The 23,743-nt window shown below is 63.6% G+C and carries 26 protein-coding genes; 10 read left to right on the forward strand and 16 right to left on the reverse strand.

What is annotated here, in order from left to right:
* Window positions 1-56 precede the first annotated feature (56 nt).
* On the forward strand, window positions 57-2,969 hold the full coding sequence (locus tag SynA15127_RS09835; protein WP_186483923.1) for a rhamnan synthesis F family protein: 2,913 nt from the start codon (window positions 57-59) through the stop codon (window positions 2,967-2,969).
* Here the strand turns inward: SynA15127_RS09835 and SynA15127_RS09840 are convergent.
* The 4 genes from SynA15127_RS09840 to SynA15127_RS09855 are packed head-to-tail and all read right to left on the reverse strand — an operon-like array spanning window position 2,949 to window position 6,381.
* A complete protein-coding gene (locus SynA15127_RS09840) occupies window positions 2,949-4,190 on the reverse strand; it encodes a sugar ABC transporter (RefSeq protein WP_186483925.1) in 1,242 nt (413 codons plus the stop codon). The genes SynA15127_RS09835 and SynA15127_RS09840 overlap by 21 nt on opposite strands.
* Window positions 4,183-5,004: an ABC transporter permease gene (locus tag SynA15127_RS09845; protein ID WP_186483926.1), complete on the reverse strand. Its 822-nt coding sequence runs from the start codon at window positions 5,002-5,004 to the stop codon at window positions 4,183-4,185. The genes SynA15127_RS09840 and SynA15127_RS09845 overlap by 8 nt, the downstream gene beginning before the upstream one ends.
* Window positions 4,998-5,777, reverse strand: coding sequence for an ABC transporter ATP-binding protein (locus tag SynA15127_RS09850; RefSeq protein ID WP_186483928.1), 780 nt, complete (start codon window positions 5,775-5,777; stop codon window positions 4,998-5,000). The genes SynA15127_RS09845 and SynA15127_RS09850 overlap by 7 nt, the downstream gene beginning before the upstream one ends.
* Entirely contained in the window at window positions 5,758-6,381 is a 624-nt protein-coding gene (locus tag SynA15127_RS09855) for a DUF1997 domain-containing protein (RefSeq protein ID WP_186483930.1), read from the reverse strand. Before SynA15127_RS09855 ends, SynA15127_RS09850 begins: the two co-directional genes overlap by 20 nt.
* A gap of 41 nt (window positions 6,382-6,422) precedes the next feature.
* Between SynA15127_RS09855 and SynA15127_RS09860 the strand changes: the two genes are divergently transcribed.
* A complete protein-coding gene (locus SynA15127_RS09860) occupies window positions 6,423-7,820 on the forward strand; it encodes a class II fumarate hydratase (protein ID WP_186483931.1) in 1,398 nt (465 codons plus the stop codon).
* Between the two features lie 2 nt (window positions 7,821-7,822).
* Here the strand turns inward: SynA15127_RS09860 and SynA15127_RS09865 are convergent, their stop codons facing one another.
* Complete coding sequence (locus SynA15127_RS09865; protein WP_186483933.1) at window positions 7,823-10,591, reverse strand: RNA helicase; 2,769 nt, start codon at window positions 10,589-10,591, stop codon at window positions 7,823-7,825.
* Window positions 10,592-10,897: 306 nt separating this feature from the next.
* Between SynA15127_RS09865 and SynA15127_RS09870 the strand changes: the two genes are divergently transcribed.
* The gene (locus tag SynA15127_RS09870; RefSeq protein WP_186483934.1) at window positions 10,898-11,218 is read left to right on the forward strand and encodes a DUF3303 domain-containing protein; all 321 of its coding nucleotides are present in this window, start codon (window positions 10,898-10,900) and stop codon (window positions 11,216-11,218) included.
* Between the two features lies 1 nt (window position 11,219).
* Here SynA15127_RS09870 and SynA15127_RS09875 read toward each other — a convergent pair whose 3' ends face one another.
* Window positions 11,220-12,149 (reverse strand): bile acid:sodium symporter family protein, encoded by a 930-nt coding sequence (locus tag SynA15127_RS09875; protein WP_186483936.1) that lies wholly within the window; start codon window positions 12,147-12,149, stop codon window positions 11,220-11,222.
* A gap of 54 nt (window positions 12,150-12,203) precedes the next feature.
* Between SynA15127_RS09875 and SynA15127_RS09880 the strand changes: the two genes are divergently transcribed.
* From SynA15127_RS09880 to SynA15127_RS09900, 5 genes are read left to right on the forward strand one after another with little or no spacing between them, the layout of a single operon-like run.
* Complete coding sequence (locus SynA15127_RS09880; protein ID WP_186483937.1) at window positions 12,204-13,331, forward strand: 8-amino-7-oxononanoate synthase; 1,128 nt, start codon at window positions 12,204-12,206, stop codon at window positions 13,329-13,331.
* The gene (locus SynA15127_RS09885; protein ID WP_186483939.1) at window positions 13,328-14,020 is read left to right on the forward strand and encodes an alpha/beta hydrolase; all 693 of its coding nucleotides are present in this window, start codon (window positions 13,328-13,330) and stop codon (window positions 14,018-14,020) included. Before SynA15127_RS09880 ends, SynA15127_RS09885 begins: the two co-directional genes overlap by 4 nt.
* A complete protein-coding gene (locus SynA15127_RS09890) occupies window positions 14,017-14,769 on the forward strand; it encodes a methyltransferase domain-containing protein (RefSeq protein ID WP_186483941.1) in 753 nt (250 codons plus the stop codon). The genes SynA15127_RS09885 and SynA15127_RS09890 overlap by 4 nt, the downstream gene beginning before the upstream one ends.
* On the forward strand, window positions 14,766-15,425 hold the full coding sequence (gene bioD / locus SynA15127_RS09895) for a dethiobiotin synthase (RefSeq protein ID WP_186483943.1): 660 nt from the start codon (window positions 14,766-14,768) through the stop codon (window positions 15,423-15,425). Before SynA15127_RS09890 ends, bioD begins: the two co-directional genes overlap by 4 nt.
* Window positions 15,422-15,577 (forward strand): hypothetical protein, encoded by a 156-nt coding sequence (locus tag SynA15127_RS09900; protein ID WP_186483944.1) that lies wholly within the window; start codon window positions 15,422-15,424, stop codon window positions 15,575-15,577. Before bioD ends, SynA15127_RS09900 begins: the two co-directional genes overlap by 4 nt.
* 19 nt (window positions 15,578-15,596) lie before the next feature.
* Here the strand turns inward: SynA15127_RS09900 and SynA15127_RS09905 are convergent, their stop codons facing one another.
* On the reverse strand, window positions 15,597-15,872 hold the full coding sequence (locus SynA15127_RS09905) for a hypothetical protein (protein WP_186483946.1): 276 nt from the start codon (window positions 15,870-15,872) through the stop codon (window positions 15,597-15,599).
* Between the two features lie 29 nt (window positions 15,873-15,901).
* Here SynA15127_RS09905 and bioA point away from each other — a divergent pair, with 29 nt between their 5' ends.
* On the forward strand, window positions 15,902-17,212 hold the full coding sequence (gene bioA, locus SynA15127_RS09910; RefSeq protein WP_186483948.1) for an adenosylmethionine--8-amino-7-oxononanoate transaminase: 1,311 nt from the start codon (window positions 15,902-15,904) through the stop codon (window positions 17,210-17,212).
* A 1-nt stretch (window position 17,213) separates the two neighbouring features.
* Here the strand turns inward: bioA and SynA15127_RS09915 are convergent, their stop codons facing one another.
* Together SynA15127_RS09915 and SynA15127_RS09920 are read right to left on the reverse strand one after the other, a co-directional pair.
* Complete coding sequence (locus SynA15127_RS09915) at window positions 17,214-17,483, reverse strand: DUF3143 domain-containing protein (protein ID WP_186483949.1); 270 nt, start codon at window positions 17,481-17,483, stop codon at window positions 17,214-17,216.
* Entirely contained in the window at window positions 17,425-17,946 is a 522-nt protein-coding gene (locus SynA15127_RS09920; protein ID WP_255475465.1) for a J domain-containing protein, read from the reverse strand. Before SynA15127_RS09920 ends, SynA15127_RS09915 begins: the two co-directional genes overlap by 59 nt.
* Before the next feature lie 48 nt (window positions 17,947-17,994).
* On the opposite strand from SynA15127_RS09920, the gene rsmG reads away from it, so the two are divergent.
* Window positions 17,995-18,729, forward strand: coding sequence for a 16S rRNA (guanine(527)-N(7))-methyltransferase RsmG (gene rsmG, locus SynA15127_RS09925; RefSeq protein ID WP_186483951.1), 735 nt, complete (start codon window positions 17,995-17,997; stop codon window positions 18,727-18,729).
* A gap of 10 nt (window positions 18,730-18,739) precedes the next feature.
* Here the strand turns inward: rsmG and SynA15127_RS09930 are convergent, their stop codons facing one another.
* The 7 genes from SynA15127_RS09930 to SynA15127_RS09955 form a co-directional block, all read right to left on the reverse strand.
* Window positions 18,740-19,897 (reverse strand): aldo/keto reductase, encoded by a 1,158-nt coding sequence (locus tag SynA15127_RS09930; RefSeq protein WP_186485686.1) that lies wholly within the window; start codon window positions 19,895-19,897, stop codon window positions 18,740-18,742.
* A 44-nt stretch (window positions 19,898-19,941) separates the two neighbouring features.
* Complete coding sequence (locus SynA15127_RS09935; RefSeq protein ID WP_255475659.1) at window positions 19,942-20,331, reverse strand: ferredoxin; 390 nt, start codon at window positions 20,329-20,331, stop codon at window positions 19,942-19,944.
* A gap of 2 nt (window positions 20,332-20,333) precedes the next feature.
* Window positions 20,334-20,726, reverse strand: a complete 393-nt coding sequence (locus SynA15127_RS09940) for a DUF1257 domain-containing protein (protein WP_186483955.1) — start codon at window positions 20,724-20,726, stop codon at window positions 20,334-20,336.
* The gene (locus SynA15127_RS09945; protein ID WP_043692349.1) at window positions 20,726-20,929 is read right to left on the reverse strand and encodes a DUF2997 domain-containing protein; all 204 of its coding nucleotides are present in this window, start codon (window positions 20,927-20,929) and stop codon (window positions 20,726-20,728) included. Before SynA15127_RS09945 ends, SynA15127_RS09940 begins: the two co-directional genes overlap by 1 nt.
* 83 nt (window positions 20,930-21,012) lie before the next feature.
* Window positions 21,013-21,816 (reverse strand): HEAT repeat domain-containing protein, encoded by an 804-nt coding sequence (locus SynA15127_RS09950; protein ID WP_186483956.1) that lies wholly within the window; start codon window positions 21,814-21,816, stop codon window positions 21,013-21,015.
* Window positions 21,817-21,847: 31 nt separating this feature from the next.
* Window positions 21,848-21,973 (reverse strand): hypothetical protein, encoded by a 126-nt coding sequence (locus SynA15127_RS13580; protein WP_255475466.1) that lies wholly within the window; start codon window positions 21,971-21,973, stop codon window positions 21,848-21,850.
* A gap of 3 nt (window positions 21,974-21,976) precedes the next feature.
* Window positions 21,977-23,740, reverse strand: coding sequence for a sodium:solute symporter family protein (locus SynA15127_RS09955; protein ID WP_186483957.1), 1,764 nt, complete (start codon window positions 23,738-23,740; stop codon window positions 21,977-21,979).
* Window positions 23,741-23,743: the final 3 nt, after the last annotated feature.

Consider the following 23,743-nt stretch of genomic DNA (forward strand, 5'->3'; position numbering starts at 1 on the left):
GCCTAAGGGCTGCAGCGGTACCCCCCGTAATCTGAGGTCACGCGGGCAGGCCCGGTATGGAGATCCGCTCCACTGCTCTGAAACAGGCACTCGAGCACAGCCTTCTCACCGGGGACGAGGCGCCGCTGATCAATGTTTTAAGGCGGCACCGACGGTTTCGGCTGAGTGCCGATGAGCTGGTGGTCGCTCTGGCCGACCGTCATAAGCACATCGAGGCCCGTTTCCTGCACCCGAAACTGCTGCCCCTGAACCTGCTCCTGGCTCCGGAGCAGTGGATCCCCGATCCCGACGTGTTTGATGGCCCGGCCCTGCTGGCACTGCACCCGGATCTCCGGGACATGAACGAGCTTCTGTGCAGTGGGCTGCTGAACCGCATCCTTCGCGGGGACGTGCCTCTGCTCCCGGATGTCCCGGCCGTGGCGATCGACGCCTACGCCGCGGAACTGCGCCAACCCCATCGGCGGATTTGTCGGTTCGGAGGCATCAGCGCCCTGGAGCACCTGGCCGTGCAGGGTCGTGAATGCTTCCGGCAATCTGAGCCGCTGTCGCACTGCCTGGACCTTTACAACACTGAGCATCCCAACAGGGATGAGCGGCCAGCGGCCCGCTGCCCGCGCCATTCCCCTTGGCTGCTGGTGCTGGATGCCAGTGAACAGGAGGCCCAGCGGCTGGCCGGTCATGCCGGATGGCCCAACGTGCGAACCCTTGCCAGTCACGATCTGGCAGGACTTCGGGAGCTGTGCGCCAGGGTGCACGCCGACACCTGGCTGAGCATCTGCCACTCCAGTGACCGACTGAACCGGCAGGCACTGTGCCTGCTGGCTCGGACGCTGGAAACAGAGGATCTGGACATCTGCAGCAGCGATGAAGCGATCCACTGGTGCAGCAATGAGCCGACCGCCATCGGCAATCCCCAGTGCCGGTCGGCACCAACCCCCTGGCGGCTGATCAGTCGCGGGGACATCGCCGGCCTGATCAGCCTGCGAGCCGCAGCGCTGCGGAACCTCAGGATTCCAGACAACGTCAGCTGCCTGCACGAGCTGCTGGTGGACCTGAGCCTGCAACTGCTGGCCCGGCAGGCCCGGGCAGGCCACTGCCCGCACCAACTGCTCGTGCGTGATCCACAGCGAAACCCGACGGTGCTCGCCGCGGCCTCTCCCATGGAACGACAGCTGTTCAACGCAGAGCAACTGCGCCGCATCGGGCGCATCACCCGGGAGCGCTCCCGCGATCTCCTCAGCGGGGAGGCGGTCCTGGAAGATCAACCCACTCGGCCCGGCTGCCATCGTCTCGTCGGTCAGCGAAGCGATGCCCGCGAGCTGTCGGTGATCGTGCTGGTGAACCAAGGCGATGGTCCTGCCTTGCAGGACTGTCTGAAGTCACTGCAACGGCAGCAGCTCCAGCCAGGGGAGATCCGCGTCGTGACCGACGGAACCATCCCAGACCTGACTGAGGCAGACGAACCGATCGTTCTGGTGCGCTGTCCTCCAGCCGCCACCACACCGGAGCGCTTCAACCTCGCCCGAAAGGGCAGCGGAGCAAGGGTGCTGCTGTTTCTGGAGACCCCACTGCAGTTCGAGACACCGAACGCGCTGGGAGCTCTGATGGCGCCCCTCGATTTCAAGACCACCGCCTGCGTCGGGCCACGGGTGCTACAGCCTGACGGCAGCGTGCACCACCAGGGGTTCATCCTCACGCGCGGTGAACGCCGGGCTTTGCGCTCCGCCGGTGATGGGATCAGTCAGCATGCCGTGCTCGAACGCGTGACGCCGCTCTCAGTGCAGGAGCAGGTGACCGGGGTCTCCTCAGCCTGTCTCTGCATCCAGGCTGAGGCCTTCGATCAGCTGAACGGATTCGATGCGGTCTACCGGGATCGTTACTTCGACATTGACCTGTGCCTGCGGCTGGCGAAGCAGCAACGAATCACCGTGGTCACGCCGGAGTGCACTGCGATTCTTCCAAGAATCGTGGATCACGACGCCCGGCTGCTGAGCAACGCACTCCGCCAGCACCAGATCGACCAGGGTCGCCTGCGCAGCCGCCATGCTGACCTGTTCCGGCACGGTGACCCGCTCACCAGCCCCCATCTGGCACCGCACAGCAGCCGCCACACGATCGTTTCGAAAGCCGACCCACCCGGTCAAGCCGTTGGGGATGAGGCCCTGAGCCTCTGGCGGCGTGGTTTCCAACCGGGTCGACGACCTCTGCTGTTCATGGCGCAGTTCGATGCCCGGGGTGGGATGCGCCCGGATCTGATCGATCTGATCCGGGAGTACAGCCGGTTCTGCGATGTGATTCTGATCGCAGCCACTCCGGCCCTGTGCGATCAGACGGTTCTGCTCCGGCGCTTGCGGCGTCACTGTGTCGGCATCGTGGTTCGCCGCAATGTGGGTTACGACTTCGGGAGCTGGCGGACTGGGCTCAACATCTTCCGTGATGCCGTTGAGACCTCAGAGGAGGTGATTCTCACCAATGACAGCTTCTGGGGACCGGTACGACCACTGCGCAACCTCTTCCAGAAACTGACGCAGACCGATGCCGATGCCGTCGGACTGACGGACGATCTGATGTATGAGCCACATCTGCAATCCGCTTTCATCTCCTACCGGCGACCGGCACTGGACCATCCCAGCTTTCATGCCTTCTGGAATGAACTGAAAGTGTGGGAATCAAAGGCCGATCTGATCAAACAGTGCGAGGTTGCTCTCACAGCAAAGCTCGCCACAGAAGGGCTGAATTTAAAGGCGGTCTACACCGATCAATCAAACGGTAATGTGCTGCATTACGACTGGAAGTCACTGATCATCGATCAGGGATTTCCATTCATTAAGGTGAGTCTGCTGAAGGGAAATCCCACCCAGCAGAATACAGATGGATGGTGGGATCTTGTTCATTCCTACAATCCACAACTGGTCAGAGAGATTCAGCAGCAGCTGAAGAAGTCCGACTCAGTCGCGGTTCACGGCTGAAAGCATAAAGCCGCCGACACCCCAGATCACAATTACAGAGCCGATACAGGAAAGAAACGCCTTCCAACGCCACGTATCGTCAGGGGCAGCTGCCACCTGCGGCTTGCTCAGCATCACAATAAATTTGAGCTGACGCTGACTCTCCATCCGACTGTTGTCTGCCGCAGTCATGGCGGAGTTCAGTGAGTCTCTTGCGAACTCAACATCGCTCTGAAGTCGCGATGCCTGATTGGCAAGCTTGTTGAGATCTCGGCCGCCCGGTCCCACTGCCTTGTCACGTTCTTCCTGGATCTGCCGTTCCAGTTCACGGACCTGGTCTGCGACAAACGCCACTTCCGGCGCATCGGGATCACGATACTGACGGCGCAGGCTCGCTTCCTCAACCTTCAGATCCACCAGGCGTGATTCCAGATTATTGATGAAGGATGTTGTGGCCTGCTGCTCTTCCTCAGGATTGAGCTGTCCGTACTTGTCCTGAAAGGCTTCCAGTTGATCGGAAGCCTTCTTCAGTCTGTCCTTGGCAAAAGCAACCTGTTTCTCGGCGAACAACCTCTGATCAGCACTGATGGACTGATTGACTTCATTGACGAACGACTGCGCCTGATTCAGCAGGGACTGATTCAGATCAAATGCATCCTGGGGAGTGTAGGCATTCGTGGTGAGCACGATCGCGCCGGACATTTCCTGAGGAATGACCTCCAACTGCCTCTGGAAGAAAGCCAATTGATCCTGCTCAACAGCATCGGAAGGGAGACCGCTCCAACCATCAGGAGCAACAGGGGCATACTTGGCTTTGAAAACGTTCGGGTCAGGGAAGACGTTCTGTTTGACGTCGCTGGATTTGAGGTAGGTCTGCAGATACCGGCCATCTTCCAGGGAAGACAACACACTGGAACTCATCGCTGAGCCGCCAAGCAGGATGGAACCGGATGCACTGGGAGGCATCGGCTGCTTGATCACAAACTCAGAGACAGAGGTGTAGCGATCGCGGCCGATCCCGAAGCAGTAGATGGCCGAGCCAACGAGGAAGAGAGACGCCAGGAAACTGCCGCTGAGAAGCGTGCGCCACGACCTGTCAAGACCAGACTTCAACCGTGGCAGGGCCAACGTTGACAACTCGGACGTTTTGTCGCCGACCCAGCTCAAAGAGGGTGCTGACAAGCCGGATTGGGCGCTGCCGATGCGGGTGAGGCGGTCCTGGTGACGGTCCTGTTCAGTCATCAGACAGCAGCAAGGCCTCGTTAGAGAAGTAGAAGATTAAACCAAAACCGCAACTGAGGAAAGCACATGTCAGCAGATAATCGAGACTGATATCTGGAATCGGATAAGCACTGTTGATTGAATGTCTTAAAATTTCAACAGAATGAAGCAGTGGATTCCAGGTCACAAAAGGCCTAGCTGGACCTGGAAGTGTGTACGTGGCGAAAAAGATTCCTGATGTCCACAGCAGAATCCGATTCAAACCGAACTTCGTCAATGTCTTGACAATCGGTATCCTATGTCCGATCACAAGAGCACTAACACCGATACCGATCGCCAGCATCACAGTGACAATGAAATCAATCAGAGCCAACGCCGGATTATCCAATTGAACGCGCCAAAACCAACATGACTCAGAAATAAAAATTAAGACGAGAATAGAAGCATGAAGGCGAGCTTCTAGCAACGCAGAAGCAAGCAAAGTATCCAAGGGACGAATCCTACGGTAAAAGAACATTTTCTGCCCTTTTGCGACACCCGTAAGAGCCTTGATTGCAATTTTCTTAAAAAGATAAAGCATTGTTACGCCGCAGGCCAGCCAGATGAGTGGATTCATCAGGTCCACAGTTTTCATCCGCACCAGAATTCGGAGTGCGAGCAATGTCAACATCAGGGCCAGAGGCTCAAACAGCACCCCCCAGACGCCAAAGGACCCCTTCTCCGCACGCATGAAGAAATCACGGTCTGCCAACGCCAGCACGATCCGGACTTGCAGTGCCAATCCGTTGATGATGCGCGCAACCCTGCGGCCAAAAGCTGTTAGAAGATTCACCATAGCTGCACCTCATCGGGAGACTCTTCGATCAACTCAGGCGATGAATCTTCAACCTCCTGATCCTGGGAATCGTCTTCGATAAGGGACTTGGTAATATTGAGATGGAACCATTTCTGCGCGTCAGGGAAGGAACCTTTGTAAGCAATCTGACAATCGCTGATCACAATCGCCTCATCACAGTAGCGGCCCAGAAACTCTTCATCCTGGTGAAAAAGAAGCAATGTTTTACCAGAAACCCGACGTTCGAAGGCCTCCCTCACCAGGGCTTCAAGCTGAGGCCTTGCCGGCTGACTCCAGGGAAATCTCTTTGAAATGATGTAAACGTCAAAGTCAAAAACTAGAGATACTGCAACATCGAACCGCGCCCTCATCAGAGGCCCCCAGCTCTTCATTCGCTGATCAAAACAACCGGGTTCAAGGGCTGCCAACTCCTCGATCCTGGCGATCTGCTCATACTCTTCCCCGGGCGTTCCATATACCGCCTGCAGGAACTTCGCATTCTGACGACCTGTCATCACACCTTCCAGGGCACCACGCGATGGGAGGGGCCAGCTCACATTGGCCCGGATCTCCACTTTCCCCGACTGCAACGGAGCCACCTCTGAAGCACACTCCAGAAGAGCATTGGCACTTTTGTTGAAGTCGCTGAATACAGCAACTTTCTGCCCCTCCCGCAAAGCAAAGGAGACATCTTTCAACAGGCAGCGTGAGCGCCCCCTGGGCAGAGATTCTTCTCTGCACGCGCTCTTCAATTCAATCAGCGTTCTGCTCATTCTGGTCGACGACATCTCTTCGCGGACCGATGAACGGCAGAGACTGTAACCGGGGATTCCTCGGCCCACCAGCCTGTTCACCTGCGGCGTGGATCCAGCGCTCCACAGCACGACGCAGCCCACCCTGACAACGGCGTTCCAGACGCACAACAACCAGGCCGAGAGCTTTGCTGGCCAGAGCTTCCATCACGGAAAGCGGCAGTCGCTGCAGCGGGTGCCTCTCAGCAATGGCCAGAGCTGCTGTCGCCTCAGCATCCAGCCGTTGATCACGCGGTGTCAGCACAGCTCGGCATTCGAAGCGAACCGCTTCCTGCACAGCGCCAAGCCCCCTTAGCTGACAATCTTCAAAATCGATCCGGAGGCATCTGTGCTGCCAGACCGCCTGGAACACCACCACCGGTCTGATCTCGAACTGCAGCACCCGGAACGGTCTGGATTGGTAGAGGAACCTTCCCTGACCGAGTGGTGTCATGCGCTCACGGCTGAGCAAAGCCGCCATGGTGCGCTTCGGTTTCTGCAGAAACCTCTCCAGACAGTCCAGCTCACCCCCCGGGAGTTCCACCGAGCAGTGATGGCTGCGCTCTGCCAGCGTCTGAAAGCTCATCCCGTCTGCATACGATTGTGAGCTTTGAGCGGCATTCTGCGATGGATGATCGGGTTCGACAGGAGCGGGACAGCCTGGGGCCCGTCAATGTTCCTGCCGGCGCGCTCTGGGGCGCGCAGACCCAGCGCTCCCTCAGAAATTTCGCCATCAGTGATGAACGGATGCCGGCGGAGCTGATCCATGCCCTGGCCCGAATCAAGCAGGCCTGTGCCTTCGTCAATGCCGAGATGAAGGTTCTCGATCCCGCCAAGGCAAGCGCGATCGCTGAGGCCGCGGAAACCATCGCCAGCGGCCAGCACGACGAACAGTTTCCGCTCAGCGTCTGGCAAACGGGAAGTGGAACCCAGACGAACATGAACATGAACGAGGTGATCAGCAACCTGGTGTCCCGCCAGAGCGGCGAGCCGCTGGGCAGCCATCTCCCGGTTCATCCGAATGATCACGTCAATCGATCCCAGTCGACCAACGACGTCTTTCCTGCAGCGATCCATGTGGCAGCCGCCCTACGGCTCCAGCAGGCATTGCTGCCGGAGCTGGATGCGCTGATCGGAGGGCTGGACGACAAGGTCCAGGCCTGGAGCGACATCGTCAAGATCGGGCGCACCCATCTCCAGGATGCGGTTCCGCTGCGACTCGCCGATGAGGTCTCCGCCTGGCGGGATCAGCTGGGGCAGGCACGCCGCTGCCTGGCGGACTGCCTGCCGGAGCTGCAGCAGCTGCCGCTGGGAGGAACCGCCGTGGGCACCGGCTTGAACGCTCCGGCGGGATTCGCCGCCGCGGTGTCGATCGAACTGGGCGGGCTGGTCGATCTGCCGCTCGCTCCGGCGCCGAATCTGCTTGCCGTGATGGCCGGTCACGACGCCCTGCATCAGGCGATGGCCCAGCTGCGACGGCTTGCGTTGGCACTGCTGCGCATCGCCAACGACATCCGCCTGCTGGCCTGCGGGCCGCGGGCCGGTCTTGGGGAACTGCTGCTCCCCGCCAACGAACCAGGAAGCTCGATCATGCCGGGGAAGGTGAATCCCACCCAGTGCGAGGCACTGGCGATGGTCTGCACCCAGGTGATCGGCCTGGACGCTGCCGTCGCAGCCGCGGCCTCGGGAGGACACCTGCAGATGAATGTGTACAAGCCCCTGATCGGCTTCAATCTGCTCAAGGCGATCACCCTGCTGACGGATGCCTGCCACTGCTTCCGGCTGAATCTTGTGGAGGGCATGGAACCGGACAGGGCTCGCATCACCGCCCTGGTGGAGAGCTCCCTGATGCTTGTGACAGCCCTCACCCCAGCGATCGGGTACAGCAAGGCCAGTGCCATCGCCCAGCAGGCCCATCGCGAGGGTCTCAGCCTGCGGCAGGCGGCCCTCGCCTCCGGCCATCTGGATGGCGAGACCTTCGATCGACTGGTGGATCCGGTGGCCATGGCAACGCCGGAGAACTGATCTCAGGCCGCCCGTTCCGTCGCCGGGTTCAGCTCGCCGGCCTGTCGGAGCAGATCATCCGCTTCCGCCACAGGGAAACGGTTGATCGCCCGCAGGGCCTGACGGGCCTTGCTGCGCAGCTGCTCGCTGATCGCCTCGCAGTAGGGAACCTGAGCCAGCAGATCGACGGTTCTGCGCATGATGCGCACCACATCACCCTCATCCAGGGAGGTGTTGGCGATCAGATCGGTCCAGTCGGTCCCCCTCGCCCAGGCCTCCACCAGTCCCATCAGCTCCGGCTCCCACCAGGCGGGGACCACCACGGAACGACGCTCCTGAGCCCGCAGCAGCTCGCGCCGCAGCCCGCTCAGATCATGCAGAGCCTCCTCTGCTGCCGGTGGTGGCGGGAAGCCACTCCAGAGATCCGGTCGGTTCACCTCGGTGCTGATCGCCTCGAACACCGCAGCAAGATCAGGCGGCTCGAGATCATCGAGGTGTCCGCTCATCAGAGCCAGTCCAAGCCAAAGTTCGTTGTCGCCGCGCAGAGCCGCGACGGTGCGTCCGATCTCGGTCGGTTCGAGATCCTCAAGGCAGCCGAACTGCTGCAGGATCTCAAGCAGGGACAGAAAGGTCTCCCAGTGTCGGTTGGCTCGGTGATGCAGCAGCCGCTGTCGTTCCTCGATCTCCTCTTCCAGCTCTTCCATGCGCCGGCGGTGCTTCTTGAGCTGCTTGCGGTCCCCCCACCGATGCGCCGGATGCTGCTCCTGCTCCTGTTCGAGGGCCTGCACGAGCCTGGCCTGCGTGAGCACTTCGCCGGCAAGGTCGTACTGGGGAGTGGTCATGTCATGACGGCCGGCCATGTGAGCCACGGCCAGGGCCAGTCCTCCGCTCTGCTGATCCCCATGACGCAGTTCACCACCACGCTGCAGTTCCGGCACCGTCACGCTGTCCACCTGAAGGCAACTCAGCTCGGCGTGGAGGCTGACCACCGCCTGGCAGGGCACCAGCAGCCACAGATTGTCGTCGGTGAGGCAGAGCAGCAGAGGGAACTGACCCGGACCGTTCACCTTCTCGACGATCACCGCCGGGGTGACCCGGCCGCGCAGCTGGGGTGACTTGAGGCTCACCAGGGTGCCGGTGCTGGCGAACTGCAGCGCCAGGGTGAGCTCATTGGCCAGGGTCTCCTCCGCCTGCTGCTGGAGGATGCGCAACAGGCGCCGCTCCTCCCGCAGCCGGCCCCGCAGCTTTTCGTAATTCTCGAAGTCCTCCCAGGGCACGTCTCCGGCGACCCCCTCCAGCTGACCGAGCTGCAGACGCAGCTGAGAAAGGATGTCCTCCTCCTCCACCAGATCGAGGCTGGCCAGATAGCGACCGAAGCTGCGCTCCACCAGTTCCCGCGCCTTGTCCAGGTCATGGCGCTGGAGCAGGTTGAGGACCATGCCGTAGCTGGGGGTGAACTGGCTGACCAGCGGATCGGCGGGACTGGTGGCCAGGTGTCCCGCTTCGCGGACGCCCTCGAAGCGACTCTGCACGGTCACTACGTAGCCGCGGGAGTCAAGACCGCGCCGCCCGGCCCGACCGGCCATCTGCAGGAACTCACTGCCCATGAGCGGACGATGCCCCCGCTCGGTGCGCTTGGACAAAGCGGAGATCACCGTGCTGCGGGCAGGCATGTTGATGCCCGCCGCCAGGGTCTCGGTGGCGAAGACCACCTTCACCAGGCCCTGCTGGAACAGCTCTTCGATCAACTCCTTCCAGGCCGGCAGAACGCCGGCGTGGTGCGCGGCGATGCCACGCAGCAGGGCATCCGCATGCAGGCCGTCCCGCACAGCCTCGGGATTGGCCTGGCTATAGGCGGTGAACCGCTCGCGGATACGGGCCTGCTCCTCGGGGCTCACCAGACACTGCACCCCCAGATCCCGCACCGCCTTGTCACAGCCCCGGCGACTGAAGATGAAATAGATCGCTGGAAGCATCTCCCGCTCCGCCATCTGAGCGACCACGAAACTGATCGGAGGCGGTTCCGGCTGGGGCGGCTTGGGGGAACGACCCTTGCGTTTCTGCCCCTTGGGAGCCCTCCAGACCTTGCAGTTGGGATGCAGACCGGTTCCCTGTTCATTCAGGAGAGGATGCAAACCCTTGGCACTGCAGAAACTGAACTGCAGCGGCACCGGGCGGTGATCACTGATCACCAGCTGCGTCGGACCGTGAACCTTCTCGATCCAGTCGGTGAGCTGACCGGCATTGGCGACGGTGGCCGAGAGCGCCACCAGTTGCACAGGGGGTGGGCAGTGGATGATCGATTCCTCCCAGACCGTGCCGCGCTGGGAATCGTTCATGTAGTGGCATTCATCCAGAACGACCGCTTCCACATCCGCGAGCGGGTCGTCGTGCTCATCGGCCTCGGCGTAGAGCATGTTCCGGAAGATCTCCGTCGTCATGACGACGATCGATGCCTCGCGGTTCACGCTGAGATCACCGGTCATCAGGCCGACGTTCTGCTCCCCGAACTGATCGCGGAAATCGCGCAGTTTCTGGTTGGAGAGCGCCTTCAGAGGTGTGGTGTAGAAGACCTTCTGGCCGTGAGCCAGGGCCCGATGGATCGCATATTCACCGACCAGGGTCTTGCCCGATCCGGTGGGAGCGCTGACGACAACGGAATGCCCCTGGTTCAGAGCATCGATGGCTTCCAGCTGGAAGCCGTCCAGAGGGAAAGGGAAGATGCCCGCCAGATCGAGTGGGGCTGGCCCTTCAGCGCCGGGGTCAGTCGTAGGCGGCGCCGTGGATGTCATGCGCGGATCCTAAGGAAGGACAACCCCGCGGCCCAGCTGGCACTCAGCGGCTCGAACCGTTAGAAAGGCTCTGTCGCCGTAAAGAATCATGACAACTCTTGATCTGCTAACCGTTCTGCTGTCCTTGAGCTTGGCCTGCAGTGCGCTGTGGCTCTACAAGCTGATCGCCAACGAACCCTCCCGCAACTGAGTTCAAATAGCGCTGACGAGCAAGGTCTTAAATTTTCTTTCAGGAGTTGTATGCATCCTTGCTGATTGATTCAGCAGTGGAACATCATTCTGTTGTCGTGTTCATCACAAAAACCCATGCAACTTTATCTGGCTGACATCCAATTCGATGACATCGACATGCAGAAGGCGGCCTATGCCCAGTTCATCGAACTCTGGGAAAGTGGTGCCATGGCAAAGGAAGACAAGTTCGAAGGTTTTGAACTGCTGTTCCGCGTGCATGCTCCCGGCGAAGGCCGCGTCGTGGTGCTTTGTCGCGCAGAAAGCGACAAACAGCTGTTTGCCCACTTCGCACCCTGGCGTGCTCAGTTCGGCATGGTTGTTGAATTCACACCGGTGATCAGTTGTCAGAACGTCGTTGATTACCACAAGGAACTTTTCGCCAAGCTCGCTGGCTGATTCAGCCGTCTGAAGGCTCCGACCGACGCCAGCTCGCTGCAAGGCCACTGCCGATCAAGCAGTGAATCACCGCTGAAATGGCCCCAGGCAACGCGGTGATCGGGCTGGCGAAACCACCGCTTCGGGCCAGCACCACCGCCAACCCAGAGTTCTGCATCCCCACTTCGATGCTGATGGTGCGTCGCACCGGCAGCGGCTCACCCAGCAGTCGTGGGATCAGTTGCCCGAGCAGAAAACCGCCGCCATGCAGCAGCAGGCAGGCCATCAGCAGCCGCGGCCCCTGCTCGATCAGAGCAGCCCGTTGGCTGCCCACGATGCTTGCCACGATCATCACGATCATCACCACCGCGAGGGGTGGCATCACAGGCTGAACACGCCGGGCCACCCGCGGGAAGCCCTGCTTCAGCACCACCCCCAACGCCACCGGCAACAGCACCACCTGCACCACCTTGAGGAACAGGGTCCATCCATTCACCGGCACGTACTGACTGGCCAGCAGTTCCGTCAGCCGTGGGGTCAGCACCACAGCCGCCAGCGTGCTGAGTGTGGTCATCACCACGGAAAGGGCCACATCAGCACGGGCGATCAGCGCCACCACATTGCTGGCGGTCCCTCCGGGACAGCACCCCACCAGGATCAGCCCGACGGCCAGCGGAGGAGACAGCTGCAGCCCCCAGGCCAGGGTCGCCGCAAGGCTGGGCATCACGAGAAACTGAGCGGCCAATCCGATGAACACCGGCCGTGGCCGGTGACCCACCCGGAGGAAATCCTGGGGCGCCAGTCCGAGGCCCATCCCCAGCATGATCACTCCGAGCCCAAGCGTGATCAGCGGACCGCGGAACCAGATGAACAGCGGAGGCCAGAGCAGGGCGACCACCGCGCCGAGCAGGGTCCAGAGCGGGAACAACAGCGTGAAGCGCTCTGGAGACATCCGACTGAATTCGAAACCACCATCTTCCGGTGGAGCAGCGCGCAGACTGAACCGATGACCCAAGCCGAGCCGGCCAGACGTCGTCGCCTGCGCACCTGGTGTCCCGGGGAGGAAAGCTGGCAGCTGCGCCACGCGGCCGAGGGGGGTGAACCGCTGCTCGATCTGGCGAGCAACGACTACCTCGGCCTCAGCCGTCATCCGGATCTGATCCAAGCGGCCAGCGCCGCCCTGCGGACGGAAGGGGTGGGAAGCGGAGGCTCACGGCTGGTCACCGGCAGCCGACCCGGCCATGACGACCTTGAGCAGGCCCTGGCCGACTGGCTCGGCCGCGATCGGGTGTTGCTGTTCCCAAGCGGCTTCCAGGCCAACATCGCCGCTGTCGGTGCCCTGGCGAACCGACGCAGCACCGTCCTGGCGGATCGGCTGATTCACCACTCCCTACTGGTGGGAGTTCAGGCCTCCGGAGCTCGACTGCAGCGCTTCGCTCACAACGACCTGGCAGATCTCGAACGCCGTCTGGTCAACCTCAGCGGCGATGAAGCACCGCTGGTGATCAGCGAGAGCCTGTTCAGCATGGAAGGCACAAGCCCCGATGTGGAGGCGCTGGCCCGACTCTGCTCCCACCACGGAGCCCGGCTGCTGATCGATGAAGCCCATGCCCTCGGCGTGCTCGGGATCGGCGGGCGTGGCCTTTGCCACGCCATGGGGCAACCGGTGGATCTGATCAGCGGCACCTTCGGCAAGGCCTTCGGCAGCGGCGGTGCCTTTCTGGCCGGTGATGCCGCCATGGGCGAACGCCTGCTGCAGACCAGTGGAGCCTTCCGCTACACCACGGCCCTGGCGCCGCCGCTGGTAGCCGGAGCCCGCGCAGCCCTGGATCTGCTGCAGAGGCATCCGAACTGGGGACAGGAGCTGCTGCAACGCTCCCGGCGCTGGCGGGATGCCCTGCAACAAGCCGGCTGGTGCCGCCCCCGTGGAGACGGCCCGGTGCTGCCGCTGCTCATCGGTGATGACGCCTCAACCCTGCAGCATCAGGAGCAGCTGGAGGCACAGGGACTACTGAGTATCGCGATCCGTCCCCCCACAGTTCCGGAGGGAACCGCGCGACTGCGGCTTGTGCTGCGCAGGGATCTGCCGCAGGGAAGCCTGGAGCGACTGCTGGCGGCCCTTCCCAGCCCATGAACCAGGCCATCACGATGCACGGTTGGGCCGGTGACGCCTCGAACTGGCGCCACTGGCGTGAGGAGCTGATGGCTCTGGGCTGGCACTGGAGTGATGGAGAACGGGGCTACGGCAACCTGCCCCCCCGATCCCCGAGCTGGCAGACGGAGCCCGGGCGCCGTCTGCTGATCGCCCATTCGCTCGGTCTGCATCTGCTGCACAGCTCCGTCCTGGAGACGGCGACCGACGTGGTGCTGCTGGGCAGTTTCGGACGTTTCGTGCCGAGCGACCGTGCTGGACGAGCCATCCGGGCAGGTCTGGCCGGCATGGCATCGGCCCTCGGCAACAGCGAGGAGAGAGGAATGCTGGAACGCTTTCTGGCTCGGGCCGCCCAGCCTCTGCCGCTCTCGGCCCTGCCGCCGTCATCCCTGCTCGAGGGAGTGACCGCCGCCGGTCGCCACAGGCTGGCGGAGGATCTGACTCTGCTTCAGGAGTGTTCAGCGCTGCCGGGCACCTTCCCTGCCAACGCCAGAGTGCTGGTGGTGCAGGGGAATCTGGATGCCATCGTGCCGGCCATCAGTCAGCAGCGGCTGACCGCTGCTCTGCCGGGAGACCGGATCGAGATCATGGCGCTGCCGGACTGGGGACATGCCCTGATCAACCTGCCGGTGCTGGCGAGGGTGCGGGCCTGGCTGGAGCAGGGCCCATGAACGCTGCCTGGAGCCGCAGGGTGCTGGAGACATTCGACGCCTCAGCACGCCGGTACGACGCTCTGGCGACATTGCAGCAGGCCATGGCCCTGCGCCTGGCGGAACATTGCCGACGCACCGACATCGTCAGCGGCTTCTGGGTGGATCTGGGCAGCGGCACCGGTCAGCTGGCCGAGGCTCTCGAAGCGATCCGACCGGGCCAGACCGTGCTGCGGGTGGACGGCAGCGCCGCCATGCTGCGCCAGCATCCCGCCACCGCTGCCACCGAACGGTTTGACCTGAGTGCAGGGCTGCCAGTCTGGTCACGACCACCGACGCTGCTGGCCTCCAGTTTTGTCCTGCACTGGCTGCCCGAGCCGGAACGACAGCTGCGGCGGTGGTGGAACGCTCTGGCTCCAGGGGGTGTCCTGGCCCTGAGCGTTCCGATCCGAGGCAGCTTCCCGCAATGGCATGCCGCAGCGACGGCAGCAGGGGTGCCCTGTACGGCGCTGCCGTTACCGGACGGTGAGCAACTCCTGGAAGCCATTCCTGACTCGGCAATCCATCTCCAGCGTCAGTTGCTGTTCACGCAGAGTGCAGCCGATCCCTTGCGACTGCTGCGACCGATGGCGGAGCTCGGTGCCGGCACCACCTCCGCCCCGCAGCTTTCGGCCACAGCCTGGCGGCGCCTGCTGAGGGCCTGGCCGGAGGCCAACGGACGATCGTTCAGGCTGAGCTGGCGGATCCTGCTGGTGCTGCTGCGCCGATGACGTCTTCCCCCATGCGGATCGTGGTCTGCGGCACAGACACCGACGTCGGCAAAACGGTGGTGAGCGCCTGGCTGGTGCAGGGGCTTCAGGCCACCTACTGGAAACCTGTGCAGAGCGGACTGGACGAAGGAGGTGACCGGGATCGGATCTGTCAGCTGCTGAACCTCCCACCCGAGCGATGGCTGCGCGAGGCGTATGCGTTCCGCCGGCCCCTGTCTCCCCACTGGGCGGCCGAATGCGACGGCGCGGAGCTCGATCCCGCCTGTCTCGGCCTGCCGACCTGCAACGGCCCCCTGGTGGTGGAGACCGCCGGAGGGCTGATGGTGCCGCTCAACCGCTCCTGGCTGCAGATCGATCAGCTGCAGCGCTGGCAGCTGCCGGTGGTGCTCGTCGCCCGCAGTGGCCTGGGAACGCTCAATCACACCCTGCTGAGCCTGGAGGCCCTGCGGCACCGGGGCATTGCCGTTCTCGGACTGATCCTCAACGGCCCTCCCCATGCCGACAATCCCGGCACCCTGGAGCAGTTCGGTGGAATCCCGGTGCTGGCGCAGCTGCCACCCCTGAAGCCGCTCGATGCACACGCTCTGGACCGCCAGTGGCGGCAGCAAGGCCTCAGCACTAAATTCCGACAGCTTCTTGATCCCGCTCGCTCATGAACGGTCGTCAGTCCTTGGTGAGTGGGGTGGTGCTTCTCCTCTGCGTCGGTGTGCTCGTGCTGTTCACGGATATCGAAGTTCAGGTCATCCGCTGGCTGAACTGCGGACCGTTCGCCACCGAGAGTGAGCGCTCCACGACCCTCTGCCGCTGAACAGCCTGCCGCTGAACCCTCAGCCGAGCGAGCGCGATCGCATCGGACAGGTCCCCATGCGGATCGAGACGTGGCGGACCGCCGTCGACAGGGGCCATCCCTGACGCAGCTGTTCATGGATCTGCTCGATGTGCATCGGAGACCAGCCGCGCATTTCCAGCAGTACGCGGATGGACGGCCAGTCGCCTTCCGCGAACACCTGATTGCGAGGAGATTGCGCCCCTCTCAGTCCGGAACAAGGCCCGGCGGCAGAGACGAATCGGTTGGATTGCCGTCGAATCCGCGTCGTGGCCATCGGCAACCACCAGCGCACTGGGTCTCAATATGACAAAAGCTGAGCAAATGGCCATGACATCGGCGGGTCCACACACACGGCATCCCAACCTCTGGCCTCCCTTCACTCAGCTCGCCCGCAGCGAACCGCCGCGACGGGTTTCCAGCGCCGATGGAGCCCTGCTGCATCTCGAGTCCGGAGAACCACTGATCGATGCGATCAGCAGCTGGTGGGTGACGTTGCACGGCCATGCCCATCCCGACCTGGCGGCCGCCGTCCACGACCAGGCCAGGACACTTGAGCAAGTCATTTTCGCCGATTTCACCCACGCGCCGGCCGAACGGCTGGCGGAACGGCTGAGCGCGATCACCGGCCTGCAACGGCTCTTCTTCTCCGACAACGGCTCCACGGCCGTGGAGGTGGCGCTCAAGATCGCCTGTCAGTGGTGGGCCAATCGCGGCGAGGCGCGCCATCAGATCGTGGCCTTCGATGGGGCGTATCACGGCGACACCTTCGGGGCGATGGCCGTGGGAGAGCGCAATCTGTTCAGTGCACCGTTCGAGGACAAGCTCTTCCCCGTCGCCCGTGTGCCCTGGCCGGCCACCTGGTGGGACGACCATGCGGTGGAAGCGCGCGAAGCCGAGGCGCTGGCGGTGCTCAGCCGCACCCTGGAAACACCCACTGCAGCGGTGATTCTCGAGCCGTTGCTGCAGGGGGCCGGCGGCATGGCTGTAGTCCGTCCTCAGTTTCTCAAGGCGGTGCAGAGGCTGGTCCATGACGCCCGGGCGCTGCTGATCGCCGATGAGGTGCTGACCGGCTTCGGGCGATGCGGCGACTGGTTCGCCAGCCGGCGGGCCGGGCTGCAACCCGATCTGATGGCCCTGTCCAAGGGACTCACCGGCGGCTGCCTGCCGATGGGGGTGACCATGGCCAGCGAACGGATCTTCTCGGCCTTCATCGGCAGTGATCCTTCACTCACCCTCTGGCACGGCCACAGCTTCACCGCCAACCCTCTGGGCTGCGCGGTGGCCAATGCCAGCCTCGATCTGCTGGAGGCGGAACCGCAGCGCTTCCTTGGATTCGAGGCCCGCCATCGCCCGCATCTGCAGGCAATGAGCCGGCACCCACGCGTGGACCACTGCCGCCTGATCGGCACCCTGGCGGCCTTCGACCTTGCCGTGGAGGGAACAGCGGGCTACCTCAATCCCGCCGGGCCAACCGTCAAGCGCATCGCCATGCAGGAGGGCGTCTTCCTGCGGCCGCTCGGACAGGTGGTGTACCTGCTGCCTCCGCTGTGCATCACGGATGCGCAGTTGGAGCAGTGCTATGCAGCGATCGGCAAGGCCCTCGATCAGCTCTGACTCAGGGCCCGGCCTGGATCGCCGCCTCCACATCCGCTCGCGACAGGCCGTAGGGGAGGGAGCAGACGCGATCGGCCTGATCCGGGCGCTGCCAGGCCACCCGCAGATCCTCCCTCTCCAGCTGCAGCTCTGCGGTCCATTCAGGCGTGACCAACGACCAGAGACAGGGATCGCCATCAACCCTCGAGGCCCCCAGGGAATCCAGCCACTGCTCAAGCGCCCGGATGGAGTGCTGATTCAGCGGTGTGCTCTGCGTTGGCAGGTCTGACATGCGATGGCGGGGCTGCGGCGTTGTCCCGAGTCTGCTCATCCGTGAGCCAGCCCGGTGAGACCTGCCAGTCACGTCCCTGCAGGGCCGCCACACCGAGTCCGAACACCAGGCACACCAGCAGCGCCAGCGTCAGCAGCACCAGCGAGAACCATTCACCTCCGGAGAGGGGACGCCGCTCCCCGATCCCCTGCCAGCTGTCCCGACGGTCCGGAGCGGCCGCCAGCGGAGCGATGGTCCGTTTCAGCCGCTGTTCGTCGTACAGGCGACGTCGCGCGGGATCCGCCAGCAGCTCATACGACTCACGCAACTGCTGAAAGCGCTGCGCGGCCAACTCGGCGGGAAGCGCTGTGGTGTCCGGATGCAGAGTCTTGCTCTGACGACGGAAGGCCTGACGCAACTGTTCCGGATCGGCCCGGACGGACACCCCGAGCCGTGCGTAGTGACAGGAGGGCGTCTCCGGCACGGTGGGTTCGGCGGCAATTCAATCTAGGAACAGTCGTGCTGACGGTTGATGCCTGACCCCTCCAACCCGGGAGCGGAGCTCTGGCAGGTTCTGGACTGGACCCCCACACCAGAGCAACAGCAGCAGTTCCTGACGCTGCAGGAGCTGCTGCGGGAATGGAACGACCGCGTCAATCTGACCCGGCTTGTGGAAGGCGATGACTTCTGGATCAACCAGATCTTCGACAGCCTCTGGCCACTGGGCAGGGAGCTGCAGCGAGCCGACCGGCCGCTGCAGTGCATCGATGTGGGCACCGGCGGAGGCTTCCCCGGCCTCGCCGTGGCGATCGCCCTTCCCCATGCGCGACTCACCCTGGTGGATTCGGTCGGGCGCAAGACGGCGGCCGTTGCGGAGATGGCCCGATCCCTCGGACTCTCGGAACGGGTGAGCGTTCGCACCGAGCGGGTCGAAACCACCGGACGAGACAGGCGCTGTCGAGGCATGTTCGACCTGGCCATGGCACGGGCGGTGGCCGCGGCACCGGTGGTGGCGGAGTATCTGGTTCCGCTGCTGCAACCGAGCGGCCAGGCCCTGCTGTACCGCGGTCAGTGGAGCGAGGCTGACGGCCGGGAACTGCAGAGGGCCCTGCGGGATCTCAAGGCGCGGATCACAGAGGTGCAACAGCAGCAGCTGCCAGGCGATCGGGGCATTCGCCACCTGCTGCGGCTGCAACAGGACGGTCCCTGCCCGTCAGGCTTCCCCCGAGCTGTGGGCGTGCCCGGCAAACTGCCGCTAGGGAGTTGACGTCGGTCGCTCAGACGCTGATCAGACGACGCTGCGGCTCACCGGCGAGGCGATCACGCAGTCGCCGCAGCAACGACGGAATGCGATCACGCCAGGGACTCGTCCCCAGCACGGAGCGCAGGTCCTGCTCGCTGACATCAGCGTCGAGGGGATCGGCGTTGGCGCCGGGGAACCAGTGCCCCCCCTGGCCGAGGAGTCGGTAGCGCGTTCTGGCGTACTGCTCCAGATCCCAGGCCTCAAGCAGGTTATGGAGCCAGAGCAGCACGGGCAGATTGATCTCCCCGGGAGTCTGCTGCCAGCTGGGCAGGCCCACCTGCCAGCTGGAGAGCCAGTGAGCACCCAGACTTGAGAGGGCGGCGGCCTGCAGCCGGGCATGCACCGGCCCGATCAGCTCGGCGGCATCCGGAAGCCTCTGCACCGCTTCGAGGTGCCGATCGAGATCCGAGGGACACGAGGCTCCGACACTGATGGTGTGCACCCGTGGGTCACGGAGGCAGAAGAGGTCGTTGAAGACGATCGGGTGCAGCGGAGCGCAGAGTTCGATTAGGCGATCCGAGGGGCTGTGCAGATGGCCGCCCTTGTCGGTGGGGCTGATGATGAACACCCCCATGTCCTGGCGTCGGGCGGCGTCGAGAGCCGGACTGTTGTCCTGACGGATGTAATACCAGTGAAGGTTGACGTAATCGAACGCTCCGCTGTCGCAGGCGGTCGCGATCAGATCGACGGGGCCATGGGTGGAGAACCCCACATGACCGATGCGCCCGTCCTTCTGCCAGCGGCGCACCACCTCCAGACAGCCCCCGGAACGCAGAGCCAGATCAAGATGCCGCGGTTGATTGATGCCATGGATGGCCAGCAGCTCCAGACGATCGCGACCCAGCCGTTCGAAGGTGAGCGAGAGCAGATCCTCGAACTCTTTGGGATCGTCGCGCGGTGGAACCTTGCTCTGCAGGATGCGGTGCGGATCGGAAATGTCCGGCAAGGCCCAGCCGAGCTGCCGTTCCGAGCTGCCGTAATGACGGGCGGTCTCCACATGGTGAAAACCGTGGTCCACGGCCCGCTGAAGCGTGCGCAGCAGATTGGTCTGGGAGGCATCGGTGATCTGTTCAGCAGGCAGATCACTCCAGCTCTGCTGAAACCGCATGCCACCGAGGGAGAGCACGGGCATCGGCAGCTCGGTTCGCCCGAAACGCCTGGTGGGCAGCGGGGTGCTCACGCGGTGTGTCTCGGCTTGATGCGACGCTTGCGCACCGCTGAAGGCATGCCCAGCGGCTGGAGGTGCTGACAGGCCAGCTGGTCACGCAGCTCATCGAGTTCCTCGAAGGGAACCCAATGGATGCAGTCCACCGGACAGGTGTCGATCGCCTCCTGAATCCGCTCACTGCTGTCACCGTCCTGACGGATGGCACGGGAGCGCCCGAAACTCTGTTCCACCACGAAGGTGTTAGTGGCGACATGGGCGCAGTAGCGGCACCCGATGCACACCGCCTCATCCACCCAGACCGCCCGCTCCCTCAACGCTCCACCCAGCATCGGTTCGCGACCGCTGGGGGCGTCCGGAAGCTTGGACGGTGCCTCAAAGGCGAGAGATGGATCAGTCAGGATCAGGCGTCCCAGCGCGTGACAACCAGCTCGATGGAGCCGTCCTGGGCGTTGGTCTGCTCGGCCACCTGAAACCCTTCGCGCAGGGAAGCTGCCAGCACGGTGTTGAGGGCATAGCGCTGGGTGAGCTGAGCCAGGAAGCGTTCAACAGGAATCCGCTGCTTCCAGAGATCCAGATCGGTCACCAGCTCGAAGGCTCCGGTCGAAGCATTCCATTGGAAGCCGAGGTCGCCCCCCTGATCCATGGTCACCGCGAGATCCGTTGTGACGGTCTGGCCCCGGTAGCCGCGCACTGGACGTTGACCCTTCTCAGGAGACAGACCCAGATCCTCAAGGGCCTGAACCAGGGGCTCGATCTGACGCAATTCGGTCTTGACGGTGCTGAAGTGCGACATCAGTGGAGGTGTGCGGGAAGGGTCTGGGACTGAACTTCGGGCTGGAGAAAAGCCTCACCTGTTGGTTCCTGCCGTTCGACAGTCCCGAGGGCAGCCTCCAGGCTTTCGGTGAGCTGCTGACACGCTTCTCCTGCCACCCCTTCGACCCGCTCTTCGACCCGACCGTCAGGCCGGATGGTGAAGCGGAGCGTGCGTTGGGGCATGCTGAAGCCGTGTTGAGGCACGCATGCTAGTTGGGTTGTTACGGGTCTGTTGGCTCAGACGTAACAGACCGATGGATCGCTGATCAGTGGAGAAATCCTTCTTCGATCAGGGCCTGAAGCCGCTCGATGACACCCGGGTCCTCCAGCTGTTCGAGCGCCGTGCGGGCTTCGTCCCGCACGGACGCCTCGCTGTCCTGCAAGAGGGATTCAACGATGGCCTCAACGATCTCCTGCTGACGGGGAGGCACCAGCTGCTCATGGAGTCTCCCGAGAGCCCAGATGCAGTTGCTGCGGACTACGGGTTCGCTATCGATGCGCAGACTGCTGAGCAACTGACCGGCGGCGGGATCAGCCTTGGATGCCGAGCGACTGCCGGCCTCGGCCAGGGATCCCGGACACCAGAGACGGACCGCGGCCACATCGGTCTGCAGCGCCTGCATCAGTGGATTCAGCACCGGCGCGTCGGGGTAATTGCCCAGGCTCCAGGCCGCCGCCTTGCGGACATAGGCGTTGCTGTCGATCTGAAGCAGTTGCAGCAGCGGCTGCACAGCCGGAGGCGAAGGGTTGCGTCCTAAGGAATAGACGGCGCTCATCCGCTCAACCGGGCAGGGACGTTGCAACAGGGGCAGCAGCAGCGGCACGGCCCTCGGGTCGCGGTGCTCACAGAACACCTGCAAGCCCTGCAGCCGCTGATCGTGACTCTGCGTGAGCAGGATCAGGCCCTGATCACAGGCCCTGGCCACATCGAGCGAATGTTCCTCTCCGTCATCGATGGCGATCGCATCCAACGGGTCTCCGTCCTGTTCCGCCGCCAGCTCCCTGGCCAGCAGCTCCGGATCGAGCGACAGGCCTGCGAGGCCCTGATCCCGTGGTGAGGCGTCGGTCATGGCAGCGATCGTAGGGCGGGTCTGCTCCGGCTCAGCCGACCGGCGCCGGGGCCAGCATGTCTCCGGGCAGCCAGATGCGGGCACTCACCGCCACCAGAGCCAGGGCGAAGAGGAGCACGATCAGGACCGGCAACAGAGTGGATCGGAAAAAGGCCAAGGCTTACGGGCTGGTGGCGGCATTCTGCTGATTCGAGCGCCGAAGCAGCAGCACACAGAGCACCAGAAGGGCAAGCCCGCTCCAGCCGGCCAAGTGCTGATGCAGCAGAAAGGCGCCGGTGCCCAGCAGACCACCGAACAGCACCCCATTGGCCAGAAGGAATCGCCGCAGCAGCGCCGGCAGAGTCTCGAGCGGGGTGACCCCGACCCGCTGCCGCAACCGGGCCCAGCCCGGACCGGGAGGACGCACCTGGCGGACGAAGCGCTCGAGCACCTCGTCCGATTCGGGCGGTGCGAGCAGAAGAGCCGTCAGCCAGACCACTGCGGAGACTCCGGTGATCACCGTCAGGCGAATGCCGTAGTCGTCGATGCGCACCAGGGGGATGACCGAGGTGAGCAGACCGACCCCGAAACCGCAGAGCATGGCCGCCAGCTCCGCCGCCGCATTCACACGCCACCAGAACCAACGCAGCACCAGCACCACCCCAGGCCCGGATCCGATGGCGATCACCAGGCGGAACACCGAGCCGATGCTGTCGCTCACCAGAGCGGTGATCACACCGAGCAGCAGCAGCAGCACGGTGGTCAGCTGACCGATCAGCAACAGTTCACGGGAGCCGGCACGGGGCCTCAGGAACCGCTGGTAGAGGTCATGAGTGAGGTAGCTGGCTCCCCAGTTCACCGATGTACTGACCGTGCTCATGAAGGCCGCCACCAGGGAGACCACCACAAGGCCGAGGGCCACCGGCGGCAGCAGCTGAACAGCCAGCGCGGGGTAGCTCAGCTCGCTGTCGGCCTGCTCGGGCAGCAGCACCACGGCGGCCAGCGCCACCACCACCCAGAGCCAGCTCCGGATCAGGTAGTTGACCACCAGAAACACCCAGCCGGCCAGCCGGGCCTGTTGCTCATCACGGGTGGCGAGCATGCGTTGGATGAATTCACCGCCACCGTCGCTGCGACGGAAACTCCACCACTGCACCGCGAGGTAGGCGGTGAACATCGGCACGCTGATGCCGGCACCCTCCAGCCAGCGGATGCCGCCGTCCTGCCAGCTCCAGGGCACCAGGCTCAGCAGCTCCGGGCGACCGAGATCCTGCAGCTGACTGAGCAGAGCATCCATACCGCCGGCAGCCCGCAGCGCCGCCACCGCGACGACCAGAGCACCGACGAGGGCCAGCAGCAACTGAATCAGATCCGTGACCACCACCGCCCAGAGCCCGCCGGCGACGGTGTAACTGATCACAAGCAGGGCCACCACCGCGAGCAGCCAGACGGTGTCGGTGATGCCCAGAGCAGCCGGCTGGCCGGACACGATGCCGAGCGCTTCAACAACCTTGCGCAGCGCAAGAAAGGCGTAACCGATGCCGATGCAGTTCACCGGCAAAGCCAGCAGGAAGGCCTTGATGCCCCGCAGCCATGCGGCAGCGGCCCCGCCGTAGCGCAGTTCCGTGAAGGCGGCGTCGGTGAGCACACCGCTGCGACGCCAGAGCGGAGCGAAGACCACCGCCATCGCGACGTGGGCCAGCCCGAAACTCCACCACTCCCAGTTACCGGCAAGGCCGCGGGACCCCACCAGCCCGGCGACATAGAGCGGCGTGTCGATCGAGAAGGTGGTGGCGGCCATGGAGGCACCAGCCAGCCAGCCGCTGAGCCGACGCCCGGCAACGAAGTAATCGTCCTCGCCGCGATTGCGACGCGCCAGCCACAACCCGAGCACGAGGGTCATGACCAGATAGGCGATCAGCAGGACCCAATCGATCGCCGCCATGAA

It is taken from the genome of Synechococcus sp. A15-127, assembly GCF_014280215.1.
Classification (GTDB): Bacteria; Cyanobacteriota; Cyanobacteriia; order PCC-6307; family Cyanobiaceae; genus Parasynechococcus.

Excerpts from the sequence above, each read along its gene's own strand:
- SynA15127_RS09865 (WP_186483933.1), bottom strand. The coding sequence starts at position 10,591 with ATGACATCCACGGCGCCGCCTACGACTGACCCCGGCGCTGAAGGGCCA.
- bioD (WP_186483943.1), top strand. The coding sequence starts at position 14,766 with ATGACGTCTTCCCCCATGCGGATCGTGGTCTGCGGCACAGACACCGAC.
- SynA15127_RS09955 (WP_186483957.1), bottom strand. The coding sequence starts at position 23,740 with ATGGCGGCGATCGATTGGGTCCTGCTGATCGCCTATCTGGTCATGACC.
- SynA15127_RS09850 (WP_186483928.1), bottom strand. The coding sequence starts at position 5,777 with ATGAGCAGAACGCTGATTGAATTGAAGAGCGCGTGCAGAGAAGAATCT.
- SynA15127_RS09905 (WP_186483946.1), bottom strand. The coding sequence starts at position 15,872 with ATGGCCACGACGCGGATTCGACGGCAATCCAACCGATTCGTCTCTGCC.
- bioA (WP_186483948.1), top strand. The coding sequence starts at position 15,902 with ATGACAAAAGCTGAGCAAATGGCCATGACATCGGCGGGTCCACACACA.
- SynA15127_RS09880 (WP_186483937.1), top strand. The coding sequence starts at position 12,204 with ATGACCCAAGCCGAGCCGGCCAGACGTCGTCGCCTGCGCACCTGGTGT.
- SynA15127_RS09945 (WP_043692349.1), bottom strand. The coding sequence starts at position 20,929 with ATGCCCCAACGCACGCTCCGCTTCACCATCCGGCCTGACGGTCGGGTC.
- rsmG (WP_186483951.1), top strand. The coding sequence starts at position 17,995 with ATGCCTGACCCCTCCAACCCGGGAGCGGAGCTCTGGCAGGTTCTGGAC.
- SynA15127_RS09860 (WP_186483931.1), top strand. The coding sequence starts at position 6,423 with ATGGATGATCGGGTTCGACAGGAGCGGGACAGCCTGGGGCCCGTCAAT.
- SynA15127_RS09885 (WP_186483939.1), top strand. The coding sequence starts at position 13,328 with ATGAACCAGGCCATCACGATGCACGGTTGGGCCGGTGACGCCTCGAAC.
- SynA15127_RS09950 (WP_186483956.1), bottom strand. The coding sequence starts at position 21,816 with ATGACCGACGCCTCACCACGGGATCAGGGCCTCGCAGGCCTGTCGCTC.
- SynA15127_RS09845 (WP_186483926.1), bottom strand. The coding sequence starts at position 5,004 with ATGGTGAATCTTCTAACAGCTTTTGGCCGCAGGGTTGCGCGCATCATC.
- SynA15127_RS09840 (WP_186483925.1), bottom strand. The coding sequence starts at position 4,190 with ATGACTGAACAGGACCGTCACCAGGACCGCCTCACCCGCATCGGCAGC.
- SynA15127_RS09875 (WP_186483936.1), bottom strand. The coding sequence starts at position 12,149 with ATGTCTCCAGAGCGCTTCACGCTGTTGTTCCCGCTCTGGACCCTGCTC.
- SynA15127_RS09930 (WP_186485686.1), bottom strand. The coding sequence starts at position 19,897 with ATGCCCGTGCTCTCCCTCGGTGGCATGCGGTTTCAGCAGAGCTGGAGT.
- SynA15127_RS09855 (WP_186483930.1), bottom strand. The coding sequence starts at position 6,381 with ATGAGCTTTCAGACGCTGGCAGAGCGCAGCCATCACTGCTCGGTGGAA.
- SynA15127_RS09940 (WP_186483955.1), bottom strand. The coding sequence starts at position 20,726 with ATGTCGCACTTCAGCACCGTCAAGACCGAATTGCGTCAGATCGAGCCC.
- SynA15127_RS09870 (WP_186483934.1), top strand. The coding sequence starts at position 10,898 with ATGCAACTTTATCTGGCTGACATCCAATTCGATGACATCGACATGCAG.
- SynA15127_RS09900 (WP_186483944.1), top strand. The coding sequence starts at position 15,422 with ATGAACGGTCGTCAGTCCTTGGTGAGTGGGGTGGTGCTTCTCCTCTGC.
- SynA15127_RS09890 (WP_186483941.1), top strand. The coding sequence starts at position 14,017 with ATGAACGCTGCCTGGAGCCGCAGGGTGCTGGAGACATTCGACGCCTCA.
- SynA15127_RS09915 (WP_186483949.1), bottom strand. The coding sequence starts at position 17,483 with ATGTCAGACCTGCCAACGCAGAGCACACCGCTGAATCAGCACTCCATC.
- SynA15127_RS09835 (WP_186483923.1), top strand. The coding sequence starts at position 57 with ATGGAGATCCGCTCCACTGCTCTGAAACAGGCACTCGAGCACAGCCTT.